The sequence below is a fragment of the Amycolatopsis sp. NPDC114503 genome, from assembly GCF_055633655.1.
In genome coordinates this window covers 930,243-952,141 of the sequence record NZ_JBVKDT010000001.1, presented here as the reverse complement: position 1 = coordinate 952,141, position 21,899 = coordinate 930,243, and the positions used below count along the sequence as shown (strand labels likewise).

The following is a 21,899-nucleotide window of genomic DNA, read 5'->3' as shown; positions in this document are numbered from 1 at the left end:
TCTGCCTTCGCGACATCCCCTACCTCGAGGCGAACGCAGCGGCCCTCAGTACTCGCTCTCGTAAGCCGCCACCAGCTCGCCGTGCAGCGCCGACGAATCCGGCAGCTCCGTCCCGTTCAGCGTGTGCACCCGGGTCACCTTCCGCACCGACGACGTGAGGAAAACGCCGTCCCCGCGCAGCAAGTCGTCCACCGACAGCGGCTCCACCTTCACCGACCAGCCCGCCTTCTCCGCGCCGCGGAACAACGCGTACTGCGTCGTTCCTGGCAGGATGCCAACAGTGGACGGCGGCGTGTAGAGCGTCCGTTCCTTCGCCAGGACGACCGTCGACGTCGGTCCTTCGAGGACCGAATCGTCGGTAGCGGTGAAGATCACATCTTGGGCTCCGCGACGGGACGCCTCGCGCAGCGCGGCCATGTTCATCGCGTAGGAAACCGTTTTCGCGCCGAGCAAAAGCCACGGGGCGCGTTCGGCGAGTTCGGGGCCGAAACCGCGCTCCAGGGTCACTACCGAGACACCTTCGGTGCGCGCCCGCAGCACCTTTTCGTCGACCTCCAAGCCCATCGCGAACGCCGTCGGCTTGCCTTCCGGATCACCGTCGACACCCCGCGTGTACACGAGTTTCAGGGCGATCTCCGGCCCGCCCTGCCACGCGTCGACGACCGCCTGCGCGGCTCGGGCGAAGCCCTCGAGATCCGGCGCGGGCAGGTCCAGCATCGCCGCGGAACGGGCGAGCCGGTCGAGGTGCGGGCGCATTTCCCGCGGCTTTTTCACGGCCACGAGGATCGTTTCGAACACCCCGTCTCCGCGCAGCAGGCCGAGGTCGTCCACCCGGAGGTGGGCGGCTTCGGGGTCGGCCAGTGAACCGTCGAGGAAGGCGAGAACGCGCATCCCCACAAGGTACTCACTTACCCTTAGCGGTATGCCGTACAGCTCGCCGCTGCTCGAAATCCCCCGCGCGGTCGCCGCGCCCGAGGGCCATCCGGAAGCCGGAGTTCCGTGGCACTGGGGCGATCCGTTCGCCGAGCAGCGCACCGCCGCCCGAGGAGTGGTCGTGATCGACCGCTCGCACCGAGAAATCCTCGCCGTCACCGGCGAGGAACGCTTGTCCTGGCTGCATTTGGTGATCTCGCAACACGTCACCGAACTCGCCGGAAACACTGGCACCGAAGCACTCGTCCTCGACAGCCAAGGCCACGTCGACACCCACTTCGTGCTCGCGCACACCGGCGAGACGGTGTACCTCGACAGCGACCCCGATCCGGTCGTCACGAGCGCGTTGCCCAAGGGCGGCAAGCAAACCCTGCGCGAGTACCTCGAAGCGATGAAATTCTGGTCCAAGGTCGAGATTCGCGACGCGACGGAAGAACTGGCCGTTCTTTCGGTGCTGGGCCCGGAGACCGACAGCGTGCTCGGCGTCGAGCTCGGCGCCGAGCCGTATTCGGTGACCGCGCTGCCCGAGGGCGGTTTCGCCCGGCGGATGCCGTGGCCGACGCGAGCGGGTGCGGATCTCGTGGTCCCGCGTGCTCAGCTCACTCAATGGTGGCAACGGCTCACCGACGCCGGCGCACGCCCGGCCGGCTCGTGGACCTTCGACGCGCTGCGCGTGGAATCGCGGCATCCGCGGCTCGGCGTCGACACCGACGAGCGGACGATCCCGCACGAGGTCGGCTGGATCGGCTCGGCCGCGCACGTCGCGAAGGGCTGTTACCGCGGCCAGGAGACTGTCTCGAAGGTGCACAACGTCGGCCGCCCGCCGCGGTATCTCGCGCTGCTGCACCTCGACGGTTCGCCGGAGATCACGCCGGAGACCGGCGACCCGGTGAAGCTCGGCGAGCGCGTGGTCGGCCGGATCGGCACGGTCGCGCAGCACCACGAACTCGGGCCGATCGCGCTGGCGCTGGTCAAACGTTCGGTGCCGGGCGGGGCGGAACTGCTGGCAGGAGACGAGGACCGAGTGGTCCAGGCCACTGTCGATCCGGACTCGGTGCCGGGCGAGCACGCGGCGCCCGGACGGGAAGCGGCGCAGAGACTGCGGGGCTGAAGTGAACTCGACGGTAGCGTCGTCGCGGAATGTGGAGCAGGATGTGCCCGTGATCGAAGTGCGTCCCGGCGGGCGACGACGGATCGACCGCGTCCTCGGCCCGGGATATCTCACCGGACTAGGCGACTTGCCGCTCCCGGTGCTGCGCGAGCGGCGCGACGAGGCCGCGCAGGAGGAGACAGACCTGTCCTACCTGCGCCGGCTCCTGCACGCCCGCATCGACATCGTGCGCGCCGAACAGGAGCGCCGCTCGTCCGGCGGGGCGGCCAGCATCGTCGACCGGCTCGCGTCGATCCTCGCCGACAACGCGCTCGGACCGGCTGCCGGTTCGGGCCGCCACCAGCAGCTCGAACCGTCCCGCGCGGGCGAGCACCGCAGGCACGCCGAGGCATTGATCGGCGACACCGGGCTCACCGACGTCGGCTCGCTTTCCGACGACAAGCTCGCCACCGCACTGGACACGTACGCGGCGGAAGAAGTGTCTGTGTCTTCCTTTCGCCGCCAGGTCCAAAGCGTGATGGACACGCTCAACGCCGAGATCGCCGCGCGCTACAGCAGCGGAGCGGCCACTGTGGACCAGCTGCTGGACAGCGAACTGGGGCGCGTCGAGGAATGACCGGCCAGCCGATCCTCGTCGAGGTCGTCCGGAACGGGTTCGTCGAGAGCGTCCACCACGGATGCCTCGTCGTGACCGCGCCGGACGGCACCGTCCAGTTCTCCGCGGGCGACGTGACCAGCCCGTTCTTCCCCCGGTCGGCGAACAAGCCGCTGCAGGGCGTCGGCATGCTCCGCGCCGGGCTCGGCTACGACGGCGCGGACCTGGCGCTGGGGTGTGCGTCGCATTCCGGCGAAACCGGACATCTCGAGCGCGTCGCGGCGATGCTGTCCGCGGCCGGGCTCGACCCGTCGGCGCTGGCCTGCCCGGCCGAGCTGCCGATCGGCGAGGACGCCCGGCGCGCGGCCGACGAGCCGCGGAAGATCACGATGAACTGCTCCGGCAAGCATGCCGCGATGCTCGCCACCTGCGTCGCGAACGGCTGGGAGACCGACGGCTACCAGCTGCCGGACCATCCGCTGCAAGTCCAGCTCGCGAAGACGGTCGAGGAGCTGACCGGCGAATCCATCGCCGCGGTCGGGGTCGACGGCTGCAGCGCGCCGCTGTTCGCCTTCTCGCCGACCGGCCTCGCGCGGTCGTTCGGGCGGCTCGCACAGGCCGACCTGGGCACCGACGAACGCCGGGTGGCCGACGCGATGCGTGCGCACCCGTGGCTGGTCGCGGGCACCGGCCGGGAAGACACCCGGCTGATGCAGGCCGTACCTGGGCTGCTGTCGAAGAGCGGTGCCGAGGGTGTTCTGGCGTTCACGCTCGGCGATGGCACCGCGTGCGCGATCAAGATCGCGGACGGCAACAAGCGAGCTTTGGCTCCGCTGGCGATGGCCGTCCTGGCGCGTCTCGGCATCGAGGCACCGGAAGAGCTGGCCGACCTGGTTCACCCGCCGGTGCTCGGCGGCGGCAAACGACAAGGCGAGCTTCGGGTCAGTTGGAGTGTTCCTTAGCCGCGAGGTCGCCCCAGAACTCGCGCAGCTGCGAAAACAGCTCGGCCAGCTCCTCGACGTTCCCGGTGCGCAGCGCGTCGAGGATGTCGTGGACCTCCTCCGCGGTGGAGTCGGCGTCGAGCAGCGAATCGGCGAACAGCTGCACGAGACCGCCGTAATCCAGTTCGACGACCGAGTCCGGGTCGAAGCTCTCCAGCCACTGGCGGGTCTGCGAGAGCACCCGGCCGGGGCCGGAGTCGCCGAAGGTCGTCTCGATCAGCTCGCCCGCCTCGGACGCCCGCCGCAGCGCCTCGGACATCGGGGTGCGCCAGGACGCTTCCCGCGCCGGGTCGGCCGGGCCGCTGCCGAGCACGAGCTTGCGCTCGTCCGGATCGACCAGCGAGAACCACGGCAGCGGGACGGTCCAGGTGGTGGTGAGGGTGTGCGCGGCGGTGGCGGTGAGATCGGTCATCGCGGCCTTGGTCTGCGCGCGGGCCTTGTCCGCGGTGACCCCGCCCGCGTCGAGGACCGCGATCCGCAACGCCGGTTCGGCGTCGGCGAGGAAGGTGCTCAACGCGGCGGCCGAGCGGGCACGCAGTTCGAGCGGGCACGCGAACGGGCCTTCGGCCGAGTGGCCTGCCGGGACGTCGGCCGGGTCGAGCACGAGCACGTCGTTGACCAGGCTCGGCGAGGGCCGTCCGTCGCGCAGCTGCGCGGGCAGCAGCCGCACCGGCGCGGCCGCCTGTGACTTGAGCCACATCCACTGTTCGCGTTCGCCGATCCCGACCCGGCTGAGCCCGCCCGCGGAAACGGCCTCGACCAGCTGTTGCGCGGGGGGATCGCCCAGCGCGCGCAGAGGTTCGTACACCCGCAGATAGGCCACGAAGGGTCGGAGCACCCGAGCATCGTGGCACGCCGACCAGGGCCGATCGGCATCGACGTGCCGGTAACCGGCGTCCGGCGGACACTGTCGCGACGAGCACACCGTGCCACGTCGCATCCAACCCCCGGGACACGGTACGGTGTCAGCAGGAAAGAACTGTCGAGACGATGCGGGGCCGCCGATTCCCCCGGCCGCCCCGCCCCTGTGCGAGGGGGTCGAGCCATGGGGCGCGGCCGGGCTAAGGCCAAGCAGACGAAGGTGGCGCGCGAGCTCAAATACAGCTCCCACGAAACCGACTTCGATGCTTTGCAGCGCGAGCTGTCGAGTAGTTCCTCGGACAACCACGAGGACGACAAGCGGTACGAGGACCCGTACGACGACGGGTACGACGAGTACCGCCGTTGACGCAGGCACACGACACGCGAGGGCGGAATCGGACTGAGGTCCGAGACGCCCTCGTGCGTTGTGTGCTGCCCGTTTTCTTGCTGCTGCCAGTGAGGTGAAGGAGTTGAACGGGTGAGCGACATCGCACGAGTAGGTGTGGTCGGAGCAGGGCTGATGGGCTCCGGCATCGCCGAGGTGCACGCCAGGTCCGGTTTGGACGTGCTGGTCACCGAGGTGAACCAGCCCGCTCTGGACGCGGGCAAGGCGCGCATCGAGAAGTCGCTGCAACGCGGCGTCCGCAACGGCAAGCTGGCCGCCGAGGACGCCGAAGCGGCGCTCGGGCGGCTGCGCTTCACCACGGACATCGCCGAGTTCGCCGACCGCGATCTCGTCGTCGAGGCCATCCTGGAACAGGAGCAGGCCAAGGTCGACGTGTTCCGGCAGCTGGACAAGATCGTCGAGAGCGAGGACGCGGTGTTCGCGTCCAACACGTCGTCGATCCCGATCATGAAGCTCGGCATGGCCACCGGCCGTCCGCAGCAGGTCGTCGGCATCCACTTCTTCAACCCGGTGCCGGTGCTGCCGCTGGTCGAACTGGTCCCGTCGCTGCTGACCAGCGAGGAGACCGCTCGCCGGGCCGAGGAGCACGCCACCGGCGCGCTGGGCAAGACGGTGATCCGGTCGCAGGACCGGGCCGGGTTCATCGTGAACTCGCTGCTCGTGCCGTACCTGCTGTCGGCGATCCGGATGATCGAATCGGGCTTCGCCTCGGCCGAGGACATCGACCGCGGCATGGAGCTGGGCACGGCGCACCCGATGGGTCCGCTGCGGCTGTCCGATCTGATCGGCCTCGACACCATCAAGGCGATCGCGGACTCGATGTACGCCGAGTTCAAGGAGCCGCTGTACTCGTCGCCGCCGCTGCTGCTGCGCATGGTCGACGCCGGGCTGCTCGGCAAGAAGACCGGCCGCGGGTTCTACTCGTACTCCTGACTTTAGTTGCGGATCTGATCAACCTTTCCCCGCTGTGCTGGGCCGGGCTGGTCGCTTGACTGTGCGGCATGACTTCGACGTTCGTCTTCGCCGCCGGTGCCAACGGCGTGTCCGCCGCGCCGCCTGAACTCGTGCTGCGCGGGTATCGCGGGGTGGGGGTGCCGCAGCCGGAGCAGCAGTTTCGGCTGTCGTATCAAGCTCCGCAGGATCTCGGCGCGTTCGCCACCGAACCGTCGGCGCTGGCCGGCGTGACCGTGGCCGACCAGGTCGCGACCACTGTGGACGTCGTCCGCCGGGCCGCGGCGCTGGGTCCAGTCGTGCTGGTCGGGTCGAGCATCGGCGGCGCACTGGTCACGCTCGTCGCCGAAGAAGTCCCGGAGCTGGTGTCGGCGCTGGTCTACGACGCCGCGTTCTGCTGTGTCGAGCTGCCGACGCCCGAGGAGTACTTGGCGACGCCCGAAGCCGCGTCGTCGCAAGTCGGGGCGATGCTCGGGTTCATCGCGGCCGACCCGGCGGTGATCGGGGCGATGCGCTTCAACTGGCGTTCTTCCTCCGCTGAGGCCCTGACGGCAGCGAAGGCGGCGCTCTGCGCAGACGCCACCGACGGCGAGTTCTACGCCCTGCTCAACGCGATGGCTCCGGACGACATCATCGGCCGCAGCTCCACCGATTCGCGTGGCACGCCGGAACGATGGGGTCGGGTCCCGCGGCACTACGTCCGGCATCTCCAAGATCATCTAGTGCCGCTCGCCCTGCAGGAACGGATGATCGCCGAGGCCGACGCGCGCACGCCCGGCACGCAGTTCGAGGTGCACGACCTCGACACCTCGCACTTCCCGAACGCGGCCGGGATGGCTCAGTTCGTCGAGGTGCTGGACAAGATCGGCCAGTCGGTCAGCTGAACGCCGCTCGGCGTGCGGCCCGGCGCAGCACCGTCAGGATCGCCGGGCCCAGTACGAGGATCGCGACCAGGTTCGTGAGCGCGCGGCCGGTGTCCCAGCCCAAAGTGGACGTCAGCACGGTGAAGACCAGGAACCGGTGCAGGTTTTCGCCGAGCGGGCCGCCCGGGACGAAGTCCAGCGCCGTGTGGTTGGCCAGGAACGGCCAGGTGAACAGGCTCATCGCAAGGCCGTAGAAGTACGCGGCGACCACTCCGTAGACCGCCAGCATCGCGATCTCCCACCGGCCCTTCGCCCGGCGCGGCAGCAGCCCGGCGCCCAGGCCGACCAGCGACGACGCCAGCATCTGGAACGGCAGCCACGGTCCGACGCCGCCGGTGAGCAGCGCGGACGCGAACAGCGACGTCGAGCCGAGGACGAACCCGAAGCCCGGACCGAAGACCCGCCCGGCCAGCACGAGCAGGAAGAACACCAGCTCGATCCCGCCGGTGCCCGCGCCGAGCGGACGGAGCGCGGCGTTCACCGCGGACAGCACGCCGAGCAGCGCGAGCGCCTTCGCGTCGAGTCCGCCGCTGGACAGCTCGGCCAGCACGATCAGGATCAGCACCGGCAGCGTCACGAGGAAAACGAACGGCGCGTCGGTCACGTGCGCGGAGGTGCCGACGGTGCTGCGGGCGAGCAGCGGCCAGCAGAACATCGCCAGGCCGACCACGACGGCGGCCGTCAGCACCAGCGCCGTGCGGTGCCGAATGCGGACGGCTGGGCCCAGGAAATCGGTCACGCCAGCGCCTTCGCCACCGCGTCCACGGTCAGCCACGGCTCCGGCGCGAGGATCTTCGCCACCTGCGGCGCGAAGGCGGGTGAGGCCACGACGACGTCCGCCGTCGCACCGTCGGCGACCACTTCGCCCTCAGCCAGGACCACGACGCGGTGTGCGGCGGAGGCGACGAACTCGACGTCGTGGGTGGCCAGCAGCACCGCGTGTCCCTCGGCGGCCAGGTCGGCGAGGATGGTCGCGAAGTGCCGTTTCGCCGGGTAGTCGAGCCCGCGGGTCGGCTCGTCCAGCAGCACGACCGGCGGGGCGGCGGCCAGTTGTACGGCCAGGACCAAGGCGAGGCGCTGACCTTCGGACAGATCGCGCGGATTGGTGTCGTCTTCGATGCCGGGCACGAGGCGGTCGAGCAGCTTCCGCGCGGTGCCTGGCGGGACGTCCGATTCGACGTCCGCCTGTCGGCATTCCGCGCCGACCGAATCGAGATACAGCAGGTCAGACGGAGTCTGCGGCACCAGGCCGACGCGCGTGCGGGCAGCCCGCGTCCGGAGCGTCTTCGGGTCCGCGCCGAGGACGTCGACCGTGCCGTCAGAGCGGGGTCCGCTGCCCTGCAACGCCCACAGCAGCGAGGACTTGCCCGAGCCGTTCCGGCCCATCAGCGCGACGACCTCGCCTCGGTTCAGCCGCAGGTCAACGCCGCGAACCGCGTTCACGCCGCCGTACCGGACCCGCACGCCCCGCGCGGTGAGGACCGCTTCACCAGAGCTTTGTGCTGCCTGAGCAGGGCGACGCTCCGCTAGGCGTTCCCGCAGCGGGCGAGCGAGCCGACGGGCGTCGCGGACCGACAGCGGCAGCGGTGACCAACCCGCGAGTCGGCCCAGCTCCACGATCGGCGGCGCGACATCGGTCTCGGCGAAAACCTCAGCCGGCTGGCCGGAGACCACGGTGCCGTCGCCGGGCAGGTAGAGCAGGCGGTCAGCGTACTGCGCGACGCGTTCCATCCGGTGCTCGGCGACGACGACCGTCGTGCCCAAGTCGTGCACCAGCCGAGTGATCGCGGCCAGCACCTCCTCGGCCGCGGTCGGGTCGAGCGCCGACGTCGGTTCGTCCAGCACCAGCACGCTCGGGTGCGCCGTGAGCACCGCGCCGATCGCGACGCGTTGCTGCTGCCCGCCCGAGAGGGTCTGAAGTGGACGGTCGCGGAGTTCGGCGATGCCCAGCAGGTCAAGGGTTTCCTCGACGCGTTTGCGCATCACGTCGGGCGCGACGGCGAGCTGCTCCATCGCGTACGCCAGTTCTTCCTCGACGGTGTCGGTGACGAATCCGGCCAGCGGATCCTGCCCGACCACGCCGACCACCGACGCCAGTTCACGCGGCGGATGTGTCGCGGTGTCGAGCCCGGCGACCTCGACACGTCCGCTCAGCGTGCCGCCGGTGAAGTGCGGAACGAGACCGTTGATCGCGCCGAGCAATGTCGACTTGCCGACACCAGTGCGTCCGGCGACGAGGCAGAGCTCGCCCTCCTCGATCACGAGGTCGACGTCGCGGAGCACCGGCCGGTCCGCCCCGTCATAAGTGACGCTGACGTGCGAAAACTCGATCATCGAGCGACCTCCGACACCAGCGCCGGACGCGGCGCGAACCAAGCGGGCAGCACACTGATCAGCACCGCGACGGTCGGCAGCAGCGGCAGCTCCGGCCAGGTCAGCGGGCTGGCCGGGGTGGTGAGCGAAACCGGGTCGGCGATCAGCACGAGCACCGCGGTGGCGACGCCGCACAGCGCGACCAGCGTCTCCGGCAGCTGCCACGGATCGGGCCGGTAGGTCGTGCGCCGGATCTGCCGCCCGCCCAGCACGAATCCGGCGGCGGCCAGCACCAGACCGGCGACGAGCATCGGCACGCCGAGCCACGACGCGGACCCGTCGAGCACGCCGTAAACCCCCACCGCGACGCCGACCAGCCCGGCCAGCACGCAGGTCGCGATCAGCATCCGGACGCGCGGCGAGAGATAGCCGCGCCGTCCGTAGCCACGGGAATCCATGGCCGCCGCGAGTTGCAGCGACCGGTCCATGGCGTCGGCGAGCACCGGCACGAAAATCCCCTTCACGAACCGCAGACCGCGCGTCTTGCCCGCCCGCAGCCGACGCGCGCGGCGCACCCGCTGCACGCTCTCGACCAGCTGCGGTGCCACGGACAGGGCGACAGTGACCGCCGTGCCCACCTCATACAGCGCCCCAGGTACGGCCTTGAGCAGGCGTTTCGGGTTCGCCAGCGCGTTCGCGGCACCGATGCAGAGCACGATCGTGGCCAATCGGAGCCCGTCGTACAGTCCGCCGAGCAGCTCCTCGGCCGAGGTGGGGCCGAGGAGCTGAATGCCGGCCGCGACGCTCGGCAGCGGGATGGTCGGCAGCGTGAACAGGATGTGGCCGCCGTCCTCGCCGCCGATCAGGATCCGGAACAGCACGCGCGAGGCCACGATCACGCCAGCGATCCAGGCGTACATCCGGAAGGCCAGCGCCCACGGCGCGTCGCCGCGGCGGAGCACCACGACGAATCCGGCCACCGCGATCACCAGAGCGAGCAGAACCGGGTTCGTGGTCCGGCTCGCGGCGACGGCGAGCGCGAGCGCCCACACCCACCACGCGCCGGGATGGAGCGCTCGCGGACTACTCCGCGGCACGCCTGCGACGCACCGCGACGACCGTCCCGGCCGCCACGAGCAGCACGACGACCACGATGCCGATCACCAGGCCCCACGGGAATCCACTGTCCGAAGTGGACGCCGGAGCTTGGGCAGGCGCGTTGGCCTTGCGCACCGGCTCGGTGCGCGGCGGCGGGTACTCGGTATAGGACTTGCCGATCGCGAACGACCAGCCCTCGAACGCGCCGGCCGGCGGCTTCCAGCTCTGCGCGCCGACCTGGGCCGACTCCCATTTGCCGCCGTTGGTGGCGGTCCAGAAGCTCCACGACGCTTTCTCCGGCGGCATCCCGGTGCAGGCCTGATCGGCGGGTTTGCCCTCGATCTTGCACATCACCGACAGGCCGTACTTGCCCGCGCCGGTGAGTTCGAAGCCGGCGTTCTGCAGGGCGGTGACGCCGTTTTCCTGCTTGCCGGGGGCGCACCGGATGAGGGTTTCGCCGCCAAGCCCCTGGAAGTCGACGATCACCGTGACGCCGTTGTCGTCCTGGCAATAGCCGTCGGCGCCCTTGCCGGGCGTGGTGGCCGAAGCGGAGGAAGCCCCGCCGAGGCCGGTAGCGACGAGAAGAGCGCAGCCGGCGAGGACTCGCCCCCAGTGCCGCGCGTGCACGAACCGCATGTCAGATGAACCTCGCATCGATCGGACCACGACGGGCGATCCGGCTCGCGATCCCCGGGGACCGCTCACGGTTGCGGGCCAGCGCCGGATTCTCACCGGCTTCCCCCGTTCGTGGCGAAGAACTTGTCGACGTTAACGCACCGCAGGCCCCGCTGGAAGCGACCGCGGCCACACCTACACTTCCGGGCGTGGGACAGGACCAGCTGCGCGTCGGCCTCGTAGGAACCGGACCGTGGGCCACCACGGTGCACGCCCCGGGGCTCGCCGATCATCCAGGGACCGTGCTCAGTGCTGTGTGGAGCCGTCGGCCGGAGGCTGCCGCCGCGCTCGCGCAGGCCTACGACGCCGTGCCCACCAGCGATCTGGACGAGCTGTTCGAGCAGGTCGACGCACTCGCGTTCGCCGTGCCGCCGACCGTGCAGGCCGAGCTGGCGACGCGGGCCGCGGAGGCGGGCAATCACCTCATCCTCGAGAAGCCGATCGCCCCCGACCTCGCCTCGGCGCAGCGTCTCGCCGACGCCGTGACGTCCGCTGGCGTCGCGTCGCTGGTGATGCTCACGCTGCGGTTCGCCCAGCAGACGCGCGATTGGCTGGACGGCGTCACCGCCGCTGGCGGTTGGCGTGGCGGCAACGTGCGGTGGCTGTCCGGCGCACTGCTCGCCGGCAAGTATGCGACCTCGGCCTGGCGGCAGGACCCGGCGAGCGGCGCGCTCGCCGACATCGGCCCGCATGCGTTCGACCTGCTCGACGCCGCGCTCGGCCCGATCACCGACGTCCTTGCCGCGCACCGCGGTCCCGAAGACCTGTGGCAGCTGCTGCTCGAACACGAAGGCGGCATCACGAGCACCGCGACGCTCAGCCTGCGTCTGCCGGTACAGCCGACGGTGGTCGAGTACTCGGTCTTCGGCGAACACGGCCTCCGCACGCTTGGCCGTACCGGCACGGCCAACGACGCGTACACCGCGCTGCTGGACGATTTCGCCGCGATGGTGTCGTGCGGAACGACCACGCATCCCTGCGATGTCCGCCGGGGCGTGCACCTGGCTCGGATCGTGGACCAGGCACGCGCCGCGCTCAATCGTTAATTCGCTTGCCCGGCCTGAGACGATGAGCGGGAAGTTCGTTTCGGACGAAGGAATGCCTATGTGCTCCGCCACGGCCCACTCCGGCCGCGTGGCCTGAGCTGTTCGGCCTGCGCGCCGGTTGTGGGGTTTGCCCTGCCCGGTTCTTGTGCATTCTTTCTTTCTCGAAAGGCTTCCACCAGAGATGTCCGCCCTTCAGGCATATGTTCGTGCGACCGCACCGATCGGCCGCGACACCCTGCGAATCGGCCCGTTCCTGGCCACTTTCGCCCAAGACAGCTCTCATCCGATGGCGAACTACGCCATCCCCGACGACGGCGCGAAGCCCTCGTCCGCCGACCTCGCGGCCCTGATTTCCGCCTACCAGCAACGAAATCTCCTGCCCCGGCTGGAGTTCTTCACCGAAGCCGCTCCCGACGTCGAGAAATCCCTTGTCGGCGCGGGATTCACACTGGAACGACGCGTGCCGGTAATGACCTGCACCGCTGAAGACCGCGTAGATTGTGTTGCCCCGGAACACATTCAGCTGCGCGAACCGGTGTCCGACGACGAATTCCGCCGCCTGCGGTCCGTGCAGAACGTCGCGTTCGGAGAGCCGCCAGAGGTGTCGGACGCCGATCTCGAACGCAACCGCGACTACCTGACGGTCCTAGCCGAACACGGCGAAACCATTGTGGGCGGCGGAGTTGCACTGGACATCGTGTCCGGCGCAACGGAAATCGTCGGCATCGCAGTGGCCGCCGAGCACCGCGGTCAAGGCATCGCAGCGGCAATCACCGCGCACCTAACGCGCCTCGCCCACGAACGCGGCGCGCGGACGGCATTCCTCACGCCAGGCGATGTGGGTATCGGGACGGTGTACCGGCGTGCTGGCTACCAAGTCGCCGGTGAGTGCGTGCACCTGTCGCTGAGCTAATCGTCGTACCGGCCGCCGCGGCCGCGTTTCACGTCGCTACGGCGTTTCTTCGCTGCCAGACGGCGTTCCTTCGAGCCTCGCGAAGGCTTGGTGGGACGCCGTTTGGCCGGCGGCGGCGCGGAAGCCTTCGTCAACACGTCGGCCAGCCGCTCCCGGGCCGCGTCGCGATTCATCAGCTGGGAGCGGTATTCGCTGGCCGCGATGGTCAGCACTCCGTCGACCAGGCGGGCGCCCAAGCGAGCCGTGATGCGTTCCTTCAGCGCGGGCGGGATCACGGCGGAGCCCGCGACGTCGAACGACAGCTCGACGCGCGAGTCCGTCGTGTTCACGCCCTGTCCGCCCGGCCCCGAGGACCGGGAGAACCGCTCTCGCAGTTCGGCGCCCGGGATCACGAACCGGGCGCCGACGCGTACGTCCTCCGCCATGTCTTCAGTGTCTCAAGACGTGGCAAGCGGCTTTCAGAACCGCGGGTGGTCGCCGGACAGCACCGCGCGCGGGCCGTCCGGGTCTTCGGCGGGCTGGACGTCGCCGAGGATCCACGCGGGCACGTGCCGCGCGGTGAGCACCGCCAGCGCCCGGTCGACGTCCTCGGCCGACACGATCGCGACCATGCCGACGCCCATGTTGAACGTCTTCTCCAGCTCCGCGCGCTCGACCTTGCCGCGCTGCCCGACCAGGGCGAACACCGGAGCCGGCGTCCACGTGCCGCGTTCGAGCTTGGCGACGAGGCCGCGCGGCATCACGCGCGCGAGGTTGGCCTCGAGGCCGCCGCCGGTGATGTGCGCGAACGTGCGCACCTCGGTCTCGGCGACCAGCGCGAGGCAGTCCTTCGCGTAGATCTTGGTCGGCTCGAGCAGTTCCTCGCCGAGGGTGCGGCCGAACTCCTCGACGTGCCCGTCCAGCGGCATCCGCGCGATGTCCAGCAGCACGTGCCGGGCCAGCGAGTAGCCGTTGGAGTGCAGGCCGGACGAGCCCATCGCGATGACGACGTCGCCGGGGCGGACCTTCTCCGGCGACAGCAGCGCGGACGCCTCGACCGCGCCGACGCCGGTGGCCGACAGGTCGTAGTCGTGCTCGCCCATCAGGCCGGGGTGCTCGGCCGTCTCGCCGCCGAGCAGCGCGCAACCAGCCTGGACGCACCCCTCGGCGATGCCGCCGACCAGCGCCGCGATCTTCTCCGGCACGACCTTGCCGACCGCGATGTAATCCTGCAGGAACAGCGGCTCGGCCCCGGTGACGACGAGGTCGTCGACCACCATCGCGACCAGGTCGATGCCGACCGTGTCGTGCTTGTCGAGCGCCTGCGCGACCGCGATCTTGGTGCCGACGCCGTCGGTGGAGGACGCGAGGATCGGCTCTTTCCACTTGTCGAGCTTGAGGGAGAAGAGCCCGGCGAAACCGCCGACCCCGCCGCGCACCTCGGGCCTCGTGGCCCGCTCGGCGTGTGGCTTGAGCAGCTCGACGGCCTGGTCACCGGCGTCGATGCTGACTCCGGCGGCTGCGTACGTGGCGCTCGTGGACTCGCTCACGGAAGCGGACTCCCTACTGGACATGCTTGGTTCACGGACGCCGGACGGCGTCTTCGGCACCGTACCCGGCCGCACTCACGGGAGCGGCCGCGCCACCTGCGGCGTCCATGCTTTCGAGCAGGTGCTTGCCGATGAGCGCGTCTTCGGGCAGCGCGATCGGGTACTCGCCGGAGAAGCAGGCCGTGCACAGCCGCGACTTCGGCTGCTCCGACGCCGCGACCAGGCCGTCCAGCGAAATGTAGCCGAGCGAATCGGCCCCGATCGAGCGGCGGATGCCGTCGAGGTCGACGCCGTTGGCGACGAGTTCGGCCCGCGAGGCGAAGTCGATGCCGTAGAAGCACGGCCAGCGCACCGGCGGCGAGGCGATCCGCACGTGCACCTCGAGCGCACCGGCTTCACGCAGCATCCGCACGAGCGCGCGCTGGGTGTTGCCGCGCACGATCGAGTCGTCCACCACCACCAGGCGCTTGCCGCGGATGACGTCGCGCAGCGGGTTCAGCTTCAGCCGGATGCCGAGCTGCCGGATGGTCTGCGACGGCTGGATGAAGGTGCGCCCGACGTAGGCGTTCTTGACCAGACCGGTGCCGTACGGAAGGCCCGAGCCCTGCGCGTAGCCGATCGCGGCCGGGGTGCCGGACTCCGGCACGGGCATCACGAGGTCGGCGTCCACCGGGTGCTCGACGGCCAGCTTGCGCCCGATTTCGACGCGCGTGGCGTGCACGCTGCGACCGGCGATCGACGTGTCCGGACGCGCGAGGTAGACGTACTCGAAGACGCAGCCCTTGGGCTCCGGGTTCGCGAACCGCGACGAACGCAGCCCCTCGGCGTCGATGGCGATCAGCTCGCCCGGCTCGACCTCGCGCACGAACGACGCGCCGCAGATGTCGAGCGCGGCGGTCTCGCTCGCCACGACCCAGCCGCGCTCCAGCCGACCGAGCACCAGCGGGTGCACGCCGTGCGGGTCGCGGGCCGCGTACAGGGTGTTTTCGTCGGCGAAGACCAGGCAGAACGCACCCTTGAGAGTCGGCAGCAGATCGAGCGCGGCGGCCTCGATGCCCTTGTCGGCGGCGTTCGCGGCGAGCAGCCCGCAGACGAGGTCGGAGTCGCTGGAAGACCCGGTGAGCCCGGCGTGCGGCTTCAACCCCGCGGCGACGGTGCGATCGCGCAGCTCGGCGGTGTTGACCAGGTTGCCGTTGTGCGCGAAGGACAGGCCGCTGCCGGTGTCCGTGGTGCGGAAGATCGGCTGGGCGTTCTCCCAGATCGTGGCGCCGGTCGTCGAGTACCGGCAGTGCCCGACGGCGATGTGGCCCTGCAGGGACTGCAGGACCTGCTCGTCGAAGACCTGGCTGACGAGCCCGAGGTCCTTGAAGACGACGATCTGCGAGCCGTCCGAGACGGAGATGCCCGCGGCCTCCTGCCCGCGGTGCTGCAGGGCGTAGAGGCCGTAGTAGGTGAGCTTGGCGACTTCTTCCCCGGGAGCCCAGACGCCGAAGACGCCGCACTCCTCACGGGGTTCCGGTTCGGGTTGATCTTCTTGATCTTCGGGTCGAGCAGGACTGGCGGAGGGGTCGGAAACCACCGGGAAGCTCCCAGGAAGACGTGGGCGGGCCGAGTCCAAGTGTAAGGGGTGGACGAGGTGGGGAAGCGGGCCGCGGCGTGGTTCTGACCACTACGGGGGAGGAGGTTGCGGAGCGGTGATCTGGTTTTGGAGCGGGGGTCTTGAGGGGGTTTGGGGTGTACGGGGGCTGCTCGTCGCCTGGCGGCGACGTTGCGCTCGGGGCTTGCGGGGGCACCCCGAAGCTTGATTGTGCTGACGGTTGGTGGGTGCGCTGGTGGGTTTGTGTGCGCGGGCTGCGGTGGGGTGGGTGGTGCGCGGGGCTTGGGTGGGTTGGCGCGTTGGGGTCGCGGGTGGCGGTTGAGCGCTGGGCGCGAGAGAAGGGGCGCGTCCCGACGTGGCAGGGGGTGCATGCGACGCACCGGACGCCACGTTGGTGCGCGGGGCGCAACCAATTCCGCATGGGAGGGCGTCGTGGCGGGGAGCGGGCGAGCCGTGAAGGGGCCCTTGAGGGAATCCACGTCCGTGAAGGCGGCCCTCACGACCATCGTGGGTCGTGAGGGGAACCCTGAGGGCGTCTGAGTCTGTGAAGGTGGCCCTCACGGACGGGCGGCCGGGGAGCAGCCGCGGGAGGGGAGAAAAGAGCCAGGCCCCGCACGAAGTGGATTGGGCCACTTCGTGCGGGGCCTGAAATTCGGGGGCCGGTGGGGACGGCGCGGGAGAAGGGCGGATCAGCTGGCAGCTAGCCACTTCGAGCGGCCGCCTCGGCCGGGGATCCAGCAGCCTGCTGTCGAGGCTGCTGCGGCGGCCGGTTGGCGCTCGGGGAGGGCTAGCACTTCGCCCAGTACCTGGCTTGCTTCGCCGCGCGAGCGCCACAGGGTGGACGCGGGGGCGAAGATGTTCTGTTCGCTGCCAGGGATTCGTGTGGCTTCGGCGTCGTCCTCGGCATTCAGACGGACGACGTCCACCACGTTGTCGTGGACTCGCACTCCGACCACGGCCTGCACTTCGCCGCTTCCGTCCGTCGGGTGGACGAACTGGTAGCCGCGGTCGATAAGTTTCTGCAGGCCTTGCTCGATGTCGCAGGCGGGGCCGACGACGTTGTTCTCAGCCGAGGACATCGTCGAATTCGCCGTCCTTCGCGCCGGCGAGGAAGGCCGCCATCTCCGCACGCGTGTAGACGAGCGCCGGGCCTTCCGGGAAGCGGGAGTTCCGCATCGCGATCTCGCCCGAGGTCAGCGGGGCCACTTCGACGCAGTTGCCCACCGCGCCGCTGTAGCTCGCTTTGCGCCATTGTGCGCCGGTCAGACGGTCGGCCGGAACACCGTTCTCGAACCGCTCAGCCATGATGCCACCTTCCGGGAAGGACGATGAAAAGCTCAGGAATCTGCATGTGCATTTGCCTGTGACTTCGACGCTAGCACGCGCGCATGCAGCGGTAAATGCACGTGCAGAATTTTCTGCAAATTTCTCACTGCGTGACGACACGGTTCAGTAGAAGTTCCCAGACAGGTGATTCGAGCACTACCTGAACGGGCTAATTATTACCTTGGGTAACGATATTGGCAGCCTGATAACGCACCGCGTTCGTGACTCGCTACCGCTGGGTGCAGCGGGTGAATGAAGAACACTCACCGTGATAACCTAAGAGGAGAGAGGGAGGCGTGGAACCGGGTCAGTGGAAACCGACTTCCGGACTTATGCACGCTCGGTGATGAGAATGGGGGTGGGGCGTTCTCTACTCGGTTACTGCTCGTCCGGATGGCTGGGCCGGAATTCTCGGTGGGAAGAATTTCACCGGGGACGACGCCTCGGTGCGATGAAGAGGGAGACCGCGGCTCAGATCTCGGCCTTGCGCTTCGCGATGCGGGCGCGGCTGCGTTCCGGAGTCTCCGCGTCGACAGCCAGCAGGTCCAGCGCTCGGCCGTACTTCTCGATCTCGTCGCGCTTGTCCAGGTAGTGCGCGCCGGTCAAGTACTCGACGTAGACGATGTTCGGCAGCTCCGCCTCGGCGAAGCGCAGCAGCGAGAACGCGTGCTCGGCCGACAGACCGCTTCGGCAGTACGGCAGGATCTGCACCGACACGTGCGGCAGCGTCGTCACCTCGAGCAGGTACTCCAGCTGCTGCCGGAACACCTTCGGCCCGCCGATCGGCCGGTACAGCACCGATTCGTCGAGCACCGCCCAGATGCGCGGCGCATCGGGGCGGGCCAGCATCTTCTGCCGCCGCATGCGCAGGGCTACCAGCTGGTCCACGCGTTCGTCGGCCATTTCCGGGCGGCCGTGGCTGAAGATCGCTCGTGCGTACGGCTCGATCTGCAGCAGGCCGGACACGAACAGCGGCTCCCAGATCTGGATCCGGGACGCGGCTTCCTCCAAGCCGACGAGGTCGGTGAACCATCCGGGCACCGTCTCCCCGAACTTGCGCCACCAGCCCGCTTCGTTCGACTGCTTGACCATGTCGAGGAACGCTTTGCGCTCGTCTTCGTCCGAGACGCCGTACATGGTGAGCAGGTCGGCGACGTCGCGCTCCTTGAAGCCGACGCGGCCGAGTTCCAGCCGGGAGATCTTGGATTCCGAACCGCGGATGTTGTAGCCCGCCTGCTGGCGCGTGATCCCGGCTTCCTCGCGCAACCGGCGAAGCTGCGAGCCGAGAATCATCCGGCGCGCTGTCGGGCCGAGGCTCTGCTCGCCGGCGGACACGCCTACCGCGTTCATGACCAGGGCCCTTCCATCGCCGCTCGTACGAAATCCGACTACCCAAAGTACACGCAAGGCACAGCCTCGGACAGCACGGCACAGGCCTGCGTTCAGGGGATTCTACGGAGTGTGTGCCTCAGAAGACACTCCTGAGGGAACAATTCCGGAGGGAAATCAGATCCGCACGACCGGAAGCCAGTGCGAGAGGTCCGCGCGGCTGCCCGAGGCGGACACCCGGGCGGCGCTGAGCGCGTCGTCCCAGTCCAGGAGGCCGGTGGCCAGTTCGAGCCACGTCCGCGGGTCGGTCTCGATGACGTTCGGCGGCGTGCCGCGGGTGTGGCGCGGGCCTTCGACGCACTGCACCGCGGCATACGGCGGGACCCGGACCTCGACGGTGTGCCCTGGCGCGTCCTGGGCGAGGGTCCGCAGGGTCGCGCGCACCGCGGCGGCCAGTTCAGGGCGCGCCGGATCCGGTCCGTCACCACGCAACCAGTCCGAAACGGCCAGCACCGCCGCTCGTAACTGAGCGGGATCGACCGAACGCGAAGAGGCCATGCGACAACAGTAGAGTGGCCGCGGACGGAGTTTCAGGCACCCGGCACCGAGGGACGGCGATGGCGCAGCGGGACGAGGCAGATCGGATGGTTTCCCGGACCCCGGCGGGCAAACGCGCGCGCCGGAACGCGTATCCGCGCCGCGGGCCGCAAGGAAAACCCGAGATCACTCCCGAGATGCGGGCCAACGCGCGGGCCAATCCGAACAGCTGGCTGTATGTCATCGACGAGGCCTTCGACGCTCGCGGTCCGGTGCCGTCCTGGGCGGTCGTCGGCGCGTATCCGGTGAACGGAACCGGAGAGGTCGTCGAGGACTTCCACCCCAACGACCGGTACCGGCCCTCGCCGAAGGCGCTCGGTTTTCCCGAGCCGCGCAACGAACTCGAGCGGCTGCTGCAGATGGTCCGCACCGAACACCGGCCCGCCGAAGACCTGCCGCGCGCCATCCTCGATTCGACGCTGCTCGTCTACGCCCTGTCCCCGGTGCAGCGCACGGTGATCGGCTTCCACAACGCCGACGGCCGGGTCATGGTCCCGGCGTACACGTCGAAGTCGCTGGTGCCGCGCGAATGGCCGCACGCCCGCGCGGTGCTCGGCCGCGACATCGTCGGACTGCTCGCCGGACATCCGCTCGCGATCAATCCGCACGACCTGATCACCGCGGTGGTCCCGGCCGAGCACCTGATGAAGGCGCTGGCCGAAGAACGGCGCTGACCTGGGCAGACCACTCTGCCGAGTGATCATGATTCGCCGAAATCCCCGCATCCGGGCATCGTGACGCAGTAGGAGTACACGCGTCCGGTGAGGAGCCCTGGGTGAAGCGTCATCTGCTGCTGCGCTGGAGCGCGGTTCTCTTCGCCGGGATCACCGGCACGTCCCTGTGCGAAACGGCGGAGGCCGCGCCGAGTTACGCCGGAGCCGCGGACAACTACGCCGGTTCGCAAATCGCGAAGCACGAAGGCGTGCTGGGATCGCCGAACATCTCCTACACGACGGCAGACCAGTACCTCGGGCACGACGTCAGCGGACACCAGGGCCCGGTCGACTGGCCGGCGGCGGCCGGAGCGGGCGCGAGGTTCGTGTACGTGAAAGCGACCGAGGGCACCGGGTTCGTCAGCGGGCAGTTTGCCCAGCAGTACAACGGTTCCTACCAAGCCGGGATCGTCCGCGGCGCCTACCACTTCGCGCGGCCCGACGTGTCCGACGGCGCGGCGCAGGCCAACTACTTCCTCGCGCACGGCGGCGGCTGGTCGGCCGACGGCAAGACGCTTCCGGGCGCACTCGACATGGAATACAACCCCTACGGCGAAACGTGTTACGGCAAGGACGCGAACGGGATGGCCGACTGGGTTCGCGCGTTCTCCGACACCTATCGCGCCCGCACCGGACGGCTCCCGACGATCTATACGTCGACTAGCTGGTGGAAACGCTGCACCGGAAACAACCCTTCTTTCGGAGGGAATCCGCTCTGGATCGCGCGCTACAACTCCTTCATCGGCGAACTCCCCGCGGGCTGGGGACAGCACGCCATCTGGCAGTTCTCGAACAGCGGGACGCTGCCGGGGGACCAGAACTGGCTCAACGGCACCCAAACCGCGCTGCGCAATCTGGCATTCGGGTGAACATTCGTGACGTTGTCACGAATTAGTCATCACCGCCCGATGAAAATCACCCACTCGACCATTCATCTTCACGGAACTTGATGACAAACGACGATTCGTCCTCAAGAATCTCCCCCGTGGCGGCTACCTGCACATAGCCGCCCTCCGCGAGGGTATCTGTGAAGGGATCGACGATGTCCACTTCCCGAAGAGGGCGGCGCACCGCGCTGCTGTCCGCTCTGACCGTCCCCGTTGTCGCGCTCCTGCTCGGCGCTTCGACGGAGGCGATGGCCGACCCGGCCGCTTCCCCGCTGTCGGCGCGGGAGATCAACTCCGTAAACGCCGACATCCAGGCGAACAACCACACCATGGGTTCGCAGATCCGGCGCGTCGAGGGGGATCAGTCGACCCCCGAGACGAAAACCGCCGCGCAGCAACCGCAACCCGCGGCCGCGCTGCCGAACCAGGTGGCGGCCGCCGTCGCCGGCATCGACGTGTCCGGCTACCAGGGCAATGTCGACTGGGGCAACTGGTGGGGCCAGGGCAAGCGGTTCGTGTGGACCAAGGCCACCGAAAGCACGACCTACACGAACCCGTACTTCGCCCAGCAGTACAACGGTTCCTACAACCAGGGCTTCATCCGCGGCGCGTACCACTTCGCCACCCCGAACACCTCCAGCGGCGCGACGCAGGCGAACTACTTCGTCTCGCACGGCGGCGGCTGGTCGCGGGACGGCAAGACGCTGCCGGGCGTGCTCGACATCGAGTACAACCCCTACGGCGCGACCTGTTACGGCCTGAGCAAAGCGTCGATGACGGCGTGGATCAAGGACTTCCACGACACGTATCACGCCAGGACGGGCCGCTGGCCGGTGATCTACACGTCGACGAACTGGTGGAACCAGTGCGCGGGCGGCGATTTCTCCAGCACCGCGCCGCTGTGGATCGCGCGGTACGCGTCCTCGGCCGGAACCCTGCCGTACAACTGGGGCTACTACACCGTGTGGCAGTACACCTCGAGCCCGCTGGACCAGGACACGTTCAACGGCGCCTACGACCGGCTGCAGGCACTCGCCAACGGCTGACCTGAGCGGCGCGCACGGACGCGGCTCCCGGTTCTCCCCTCCTCCTGCC

25 protein-coding genes and 1 riboswitch are annotated in these 21,899 nt (G+C 69.3%); of the genes, 11 read left to right on the top strand and 14 right to left on the bottom strand.

The features are described from left to right. Positions 1–45: 45 nt before the first annotated feature. Positions 46–891, bottom strand: a complete 846-nt coding sequence (locus tag ACZ7OI_RS04660) for an aminodeoxychorismate lyase (RefSeq protein WP_470262817.1) — start codon at positions 889–891, stop codon at positions 46–48. Between the two features lie 31 nt (positions 892–922). Between ACZ7OI_RS04660 and ygfZ the strand changes: the two genes are divergently transcribed. Genes ygfZ through ACZ7OI_RS04645 form a run of 3 tightly spaced genes read left to right on the top strand, consistent with a single transcriptional unit; the run spans position 923 to position 3,601 of the window. Beyond that, positions 923–2,044 carry a CAF17-like 4Fe-4S cluster assembly/insertion protein YgfZ gene (gene ygfZ / locus ACZ7OI_RS04655; RefSeq protein ID WP_470262816.1) on the top strand — a complete coding sequence of 374 codons (1,122 nt, stop codon included), beginning with the start codon at positions 923–925 and terminating at the stop codon, positions 2,042–2,044. Positions 2,045–2,093: 49 nt separating this feature from the next. Beyond that, positions 2,094–2,660, top strand: coding sequence for an RsiG family protein (locus tag ACZ7OI_RS04650; RefSeq protein ID WP_470262815.1), 567 nt, complete (start codon positions 2,094–2,096; stop codon positions 2,658–2,660). Then, positions 2,657–3,601, top strand: coding sequence for an asparaginase (locus ACZ7OI_RS04645; protein WP_470262814.1), 945 nt, complete (start codon positions 2,657–2,659; stop codon positions 3,599–3,601). The genes ACZ7OI_RS04650 and ACZ7OI_RS04645 overlap by 4 nt, the downstream gene beginning before the upstream one ends. Here ACZ7OI_RS04645 and ACZ7OI_RS04640 read toward each other — a convergent pair. Beyond that, positions 3,582–4,478 carry a DUF8083 family protein gene (locus tag ACZ7OI_RS04640; RefSeq protein ID WP_470262813.1) on the bottom strand — a complete coding sequence of 299 codons (897 nt, stop codon included), beginning with the start codon at positions 4,476–4,478 and terminating at the stop codon, positions 3,582–3,584. The two genes, ACZ7OI_RS04645 and ACZ7OI_RS04640, sit on opposite strands and share 20 nt — an antisense overlap. A gap of 207 nt (positions 4,479–4,685) precedes the next feature. On the opposite strand from ACZ7OI_RS04640, the gene ACZ7OI_RS04635 reads away from it, so the two are divergent. The 3 genes from ACZ7OI_RS04635 (at position 4,686) to ACZ7OI_RS04625 (ending at position 6,742) form a co-directional block, all read left to right on the top strand. Next, positions 4,686–4,868 carry a DUF3073 domain-containing protein gene (locus ACZ7OI_RS04635; protein WP_037716129.1) on the top strand — a complete coding sequence of 61 codons (183 nt, stop codon included), beginning with the start codon at positions 4,686–4,688 and terminating at the stop codon, positions 4,866–4,868. A 111-nt stretch (positions 4,869–4,979) separates the two neighbouring features. After that, positions 4,980–5,840, top strand: a complete 861-nt coding sequence (locus ACZ7OI_RS04630) for a 3-hydroxybutyryl-CoA dehydrogenase (RefSeq protein WP_470262812.1) — start codon at positions 4,980–4,982, stop codon at positions 5,838–5,840. A 68-nt stretch (positions 5,841–5,908) separates the two neighbouring features. After that, positions 5,909–6,742: an alpha/beta fold hydrolase gene (locus ACZ7OI_RS04625; RefSeq protein WP_470262811.1), complete on the top strand. Its 834-nt coding sequence runs from the start codon at positions 5,909–5,911 to the stop codon at positions 6,740–6,742. Here ACZ7OI_RS04625 and ACZ7OI_RS04620 read toward each other — a convergent pair. From ACZ7OI_RS04620 to ACZ7OI_RS04605, 4 genes are read right to left on the bottom strand one after another with little or no spacing between them, the layout of a single operon-like run. Beyond that, positions 6,735–7,520 carry an ECF transporter S component gene (locus ACZ7OI_RS04620; protein WP_470262810.1) on the bottom strand — a complete coding sequence of 262 codons (786 nt, stop codon included), beginning with the start codon at positions 7,518–7,520 and terminating at the stop codon, positions 6,735–6,737. The genes ACZ7OI_RS04625 and ACZ7OI_RS04620 overlap by 8 nt on opposite strands. After that, positions 7,517–9,115, bottom strand: a complete 1,599-nt coding sequence (locus ACZ7OI_RS04615) for an ABC transporter ATP-binding protein (RefSeq protein WP_470262809.1) — start codon at positions 9,113–9,115, stop codon at positions 7,517–7,519. Before ACZ7OI_RS04615 ends, ACZ7OI_RS04620 begins: the two co-directional genes overlap by 4 nt. Then, complete coding sequence (locus ACZ7OI_RS04610; protein WP_470262808.1) at positions 9,112–10,191, bottom strand: CbiQ family ECF transporter T component; 1,080 nt, start codon at positions 10,189–10,191, stop codon at positions 9,112–9,114. The genes ACZ7OI_RS04615 and ACZ7OI_RS04610 overlap by 4 nt, the downstream gene beginning before the upstream one ends. Further along, the gene (locus tag ACZ7OI_RS04605; protein WP_470262807.1) at positions 10,178–10,828 is read right to left on the bottom strand and encodes a hypothetical protein; all 651 of its coding nucleotides are present in this window, start codon (positions 10,826–10,828) and stop codon (positions 10,178–10,180) included. The genes ACZ7OI_RS04610 and ACZ7OI_RS04605 overlap by 14 nt, the downstream gene beginning before the upstream one ends. Positions 10,829–10,841: 13 nt before the next feature. Further along, a riboswitch (cobalamin riboswitch) is annotated at positions 10,842–10,988 on the bottom strand. A gap of 28 nt (positions 10,989–11,016) precedes the next feature. On the opposite strand from ACZ7OI_RS04605, the gene ACZ7OI_RS04600 reads away from it, so the two are divergent. Together ACZ7OI_RS04600 and ACZ7OI_RS04595 are read left to right on the top strand one after the other, a co-directional pair. Beyond that, a complete protein-coding gene (locus ACZ7OI_RS04600) occupies positions 11,017–11,913 on the top strand; it encodes a Gfo/Idh/MocA family protein (protein ID WP_470262806.1) in 897 nt (298 codons plus the stop codon). Between the two features lie 127 nt (positions 11,914–12,040). Further along, complete coding sequence (locus tag ACZ7OI_RS04595) at positions 12,041–12,826, top strand: GNAT family N-acetyltransferase (protein ID WP_470262805.1); 786 nt, start codon at positions 12,041–12,043, stop codon at positions 12,824–12,826. Here ACZ7OI_RS04595 and arfB read toward each other — a convergent pair. From arfB to ACZ7OI_RS04560, 7 genes are all read right to left on the bottom strand, one after another. Next, positions 12,823–13,251: an alternative ribosome rescue aminoacyl-tRNA hydrolase ArfB gene (gene arfB, locus ACZ7OI_RS04590; RefSeq protein ID WP_470262804.1), complete on the bottom strand. Its 429-nt coding sequence runs from the start codon at positions 13,249–13,251 to the stop codon at positions 12,823–12,825. The genes ACZ7OI_RS04595 and arfB overlap by 4 nt on opposite strands. A 33-nt stretch (positions 13,252–13,284) precedes the next feature. Further along, complete coding sequence (gene purM, locus ACZ7OI_RS04585; protein ID WP_470262803.1) at positions 13,285–14,355, bottom strand: phosphoribosylformylglycinamidine cyclo-ligase; 1,071 nt, start codon at positions 14,353–14,355, stop codon at positions 13,285–13,287. 31 nt (positions 14,356–14,386) lie between these two features. Further along, complete coding sequence (purF, locus tag ACZ7OI_RS04580) at positions 14,387–15,934, bottom strand: amidophosphoribosyltransferase (protein ID WP_470262802.1); 1,548 nt, start codon at positions 15,932–15,934, stop codon at positions 14,387–14,389. A 707-nt stretch (positions 15,935–16,641) separates the two neighbouring features. Further along, positions 16,642–17,031: a hypothetical protein gene (locus tag ACZ7OI_RS04575; protein WP_470262801.1), complete on the bottom strand. Its 390-nt coding sequence runs from the start codon at positions 17,029–17,031 to the stop codon at positions 16,642–16,644. Continuing rightward, complete coding sequence (locus ACZ7OI_RS04570; protein ID WP_067577335.1) at positions 17,018–17,257, bottom strand: DUF397 domain-containing protein; 240 nt, start codon at positions 17,255–17,257, stop codon at positions 17,018–17,020. Before ACZ7OI_RS04570 ends, ACZ7OI_RS04575 begins: the two co-directional genes overlap by 14 nt. Before the next feature lie 492 nt (positions 17,258–17,749). Continuing rightward, the gene (locus ACZ7OI_RS04565; protein ID WP_116204924.1) at positions 17,750–18,628 is read right to left on the bottom strand and encodes a helix-turn-helix domain-containing protein; all 879 of its coding nucleotides are present in this window, start codon (positions 18,626–18,628) and stop codon (positions 17,750–17,752) included. Positions 18,629–18,784: 156 nt separating this feature from the next. Further along, positions 18,785–19,165, bottom strand: coding sequence for a sterol carrier family protein (locus ACZ7OI_RS04560; RefSeq protein WP_470262800.1), 381 nt, complete (start codon positions 19,163–19,165; stop codon positions 18,785–18,787). A gap of 59 nt (positions 19,166–19,224) precedes the next feature. On the opposite strand from ACZ7OI_RS04560, the gene ACZ7OI_RS04555 reads away from it, so the two are divergent. Further along, on the top strand, positions 19,225–19,878 hold the full coding sequence (locus tag ACZ7OI_RS04555) for a type VII secretion system-associated protein (protein ID WP_470262799.1): 654 nt from the start codon (positions 19,225–19,227) through the stop codon (positions 19,876–19,878). 119 nt (positions 19,879–19,997) lie between these two features. Then, entirely contained in the window at positions 19,998–20,786 is a 789-nt protein-coding gene (locus ACZ7OI_RS04550) for a lysozyme (RefSeq protein WP_470263437.1), read from the top strand. A 46-nt stretch (positions 20,787–20,832) separates the two neighbouring features. On the opposite strand, the gene ACZ7OI_RS04545 is transcribed toward ACZ7OI_RS04550, so the two are convergent. Next, a complete protein-coding gene (locus tag ACZ7OI_RS04545) occupies positions 20,833–20,967 on the bottom strand; it encodes a hypothetical protein (protein WP_344266254.1) in 135 nt (44 codons plus the stop codon). On the opposite strand from ACZ7OI_RS04545, the gene ACZ7OI_RS04540 reads away from it, so the two are divergent. Continuing rightward, positions 20,960–21,850, top strand: coding sequence for a lysozyme (locus ACZ7OI_RS04540; protein ID WP_470262798.1), 891 nt, complete (start codon positions 20,960–20,962; stop codon positions 21,848–21,850). The genes ACZ7OI_RS04545 and ACZ7OI_RS04540 overlap by 8 nt on opposite strands. The last annotated feature ends 49 nt before the right edge of the window (positions 21,851–21,899 follow it).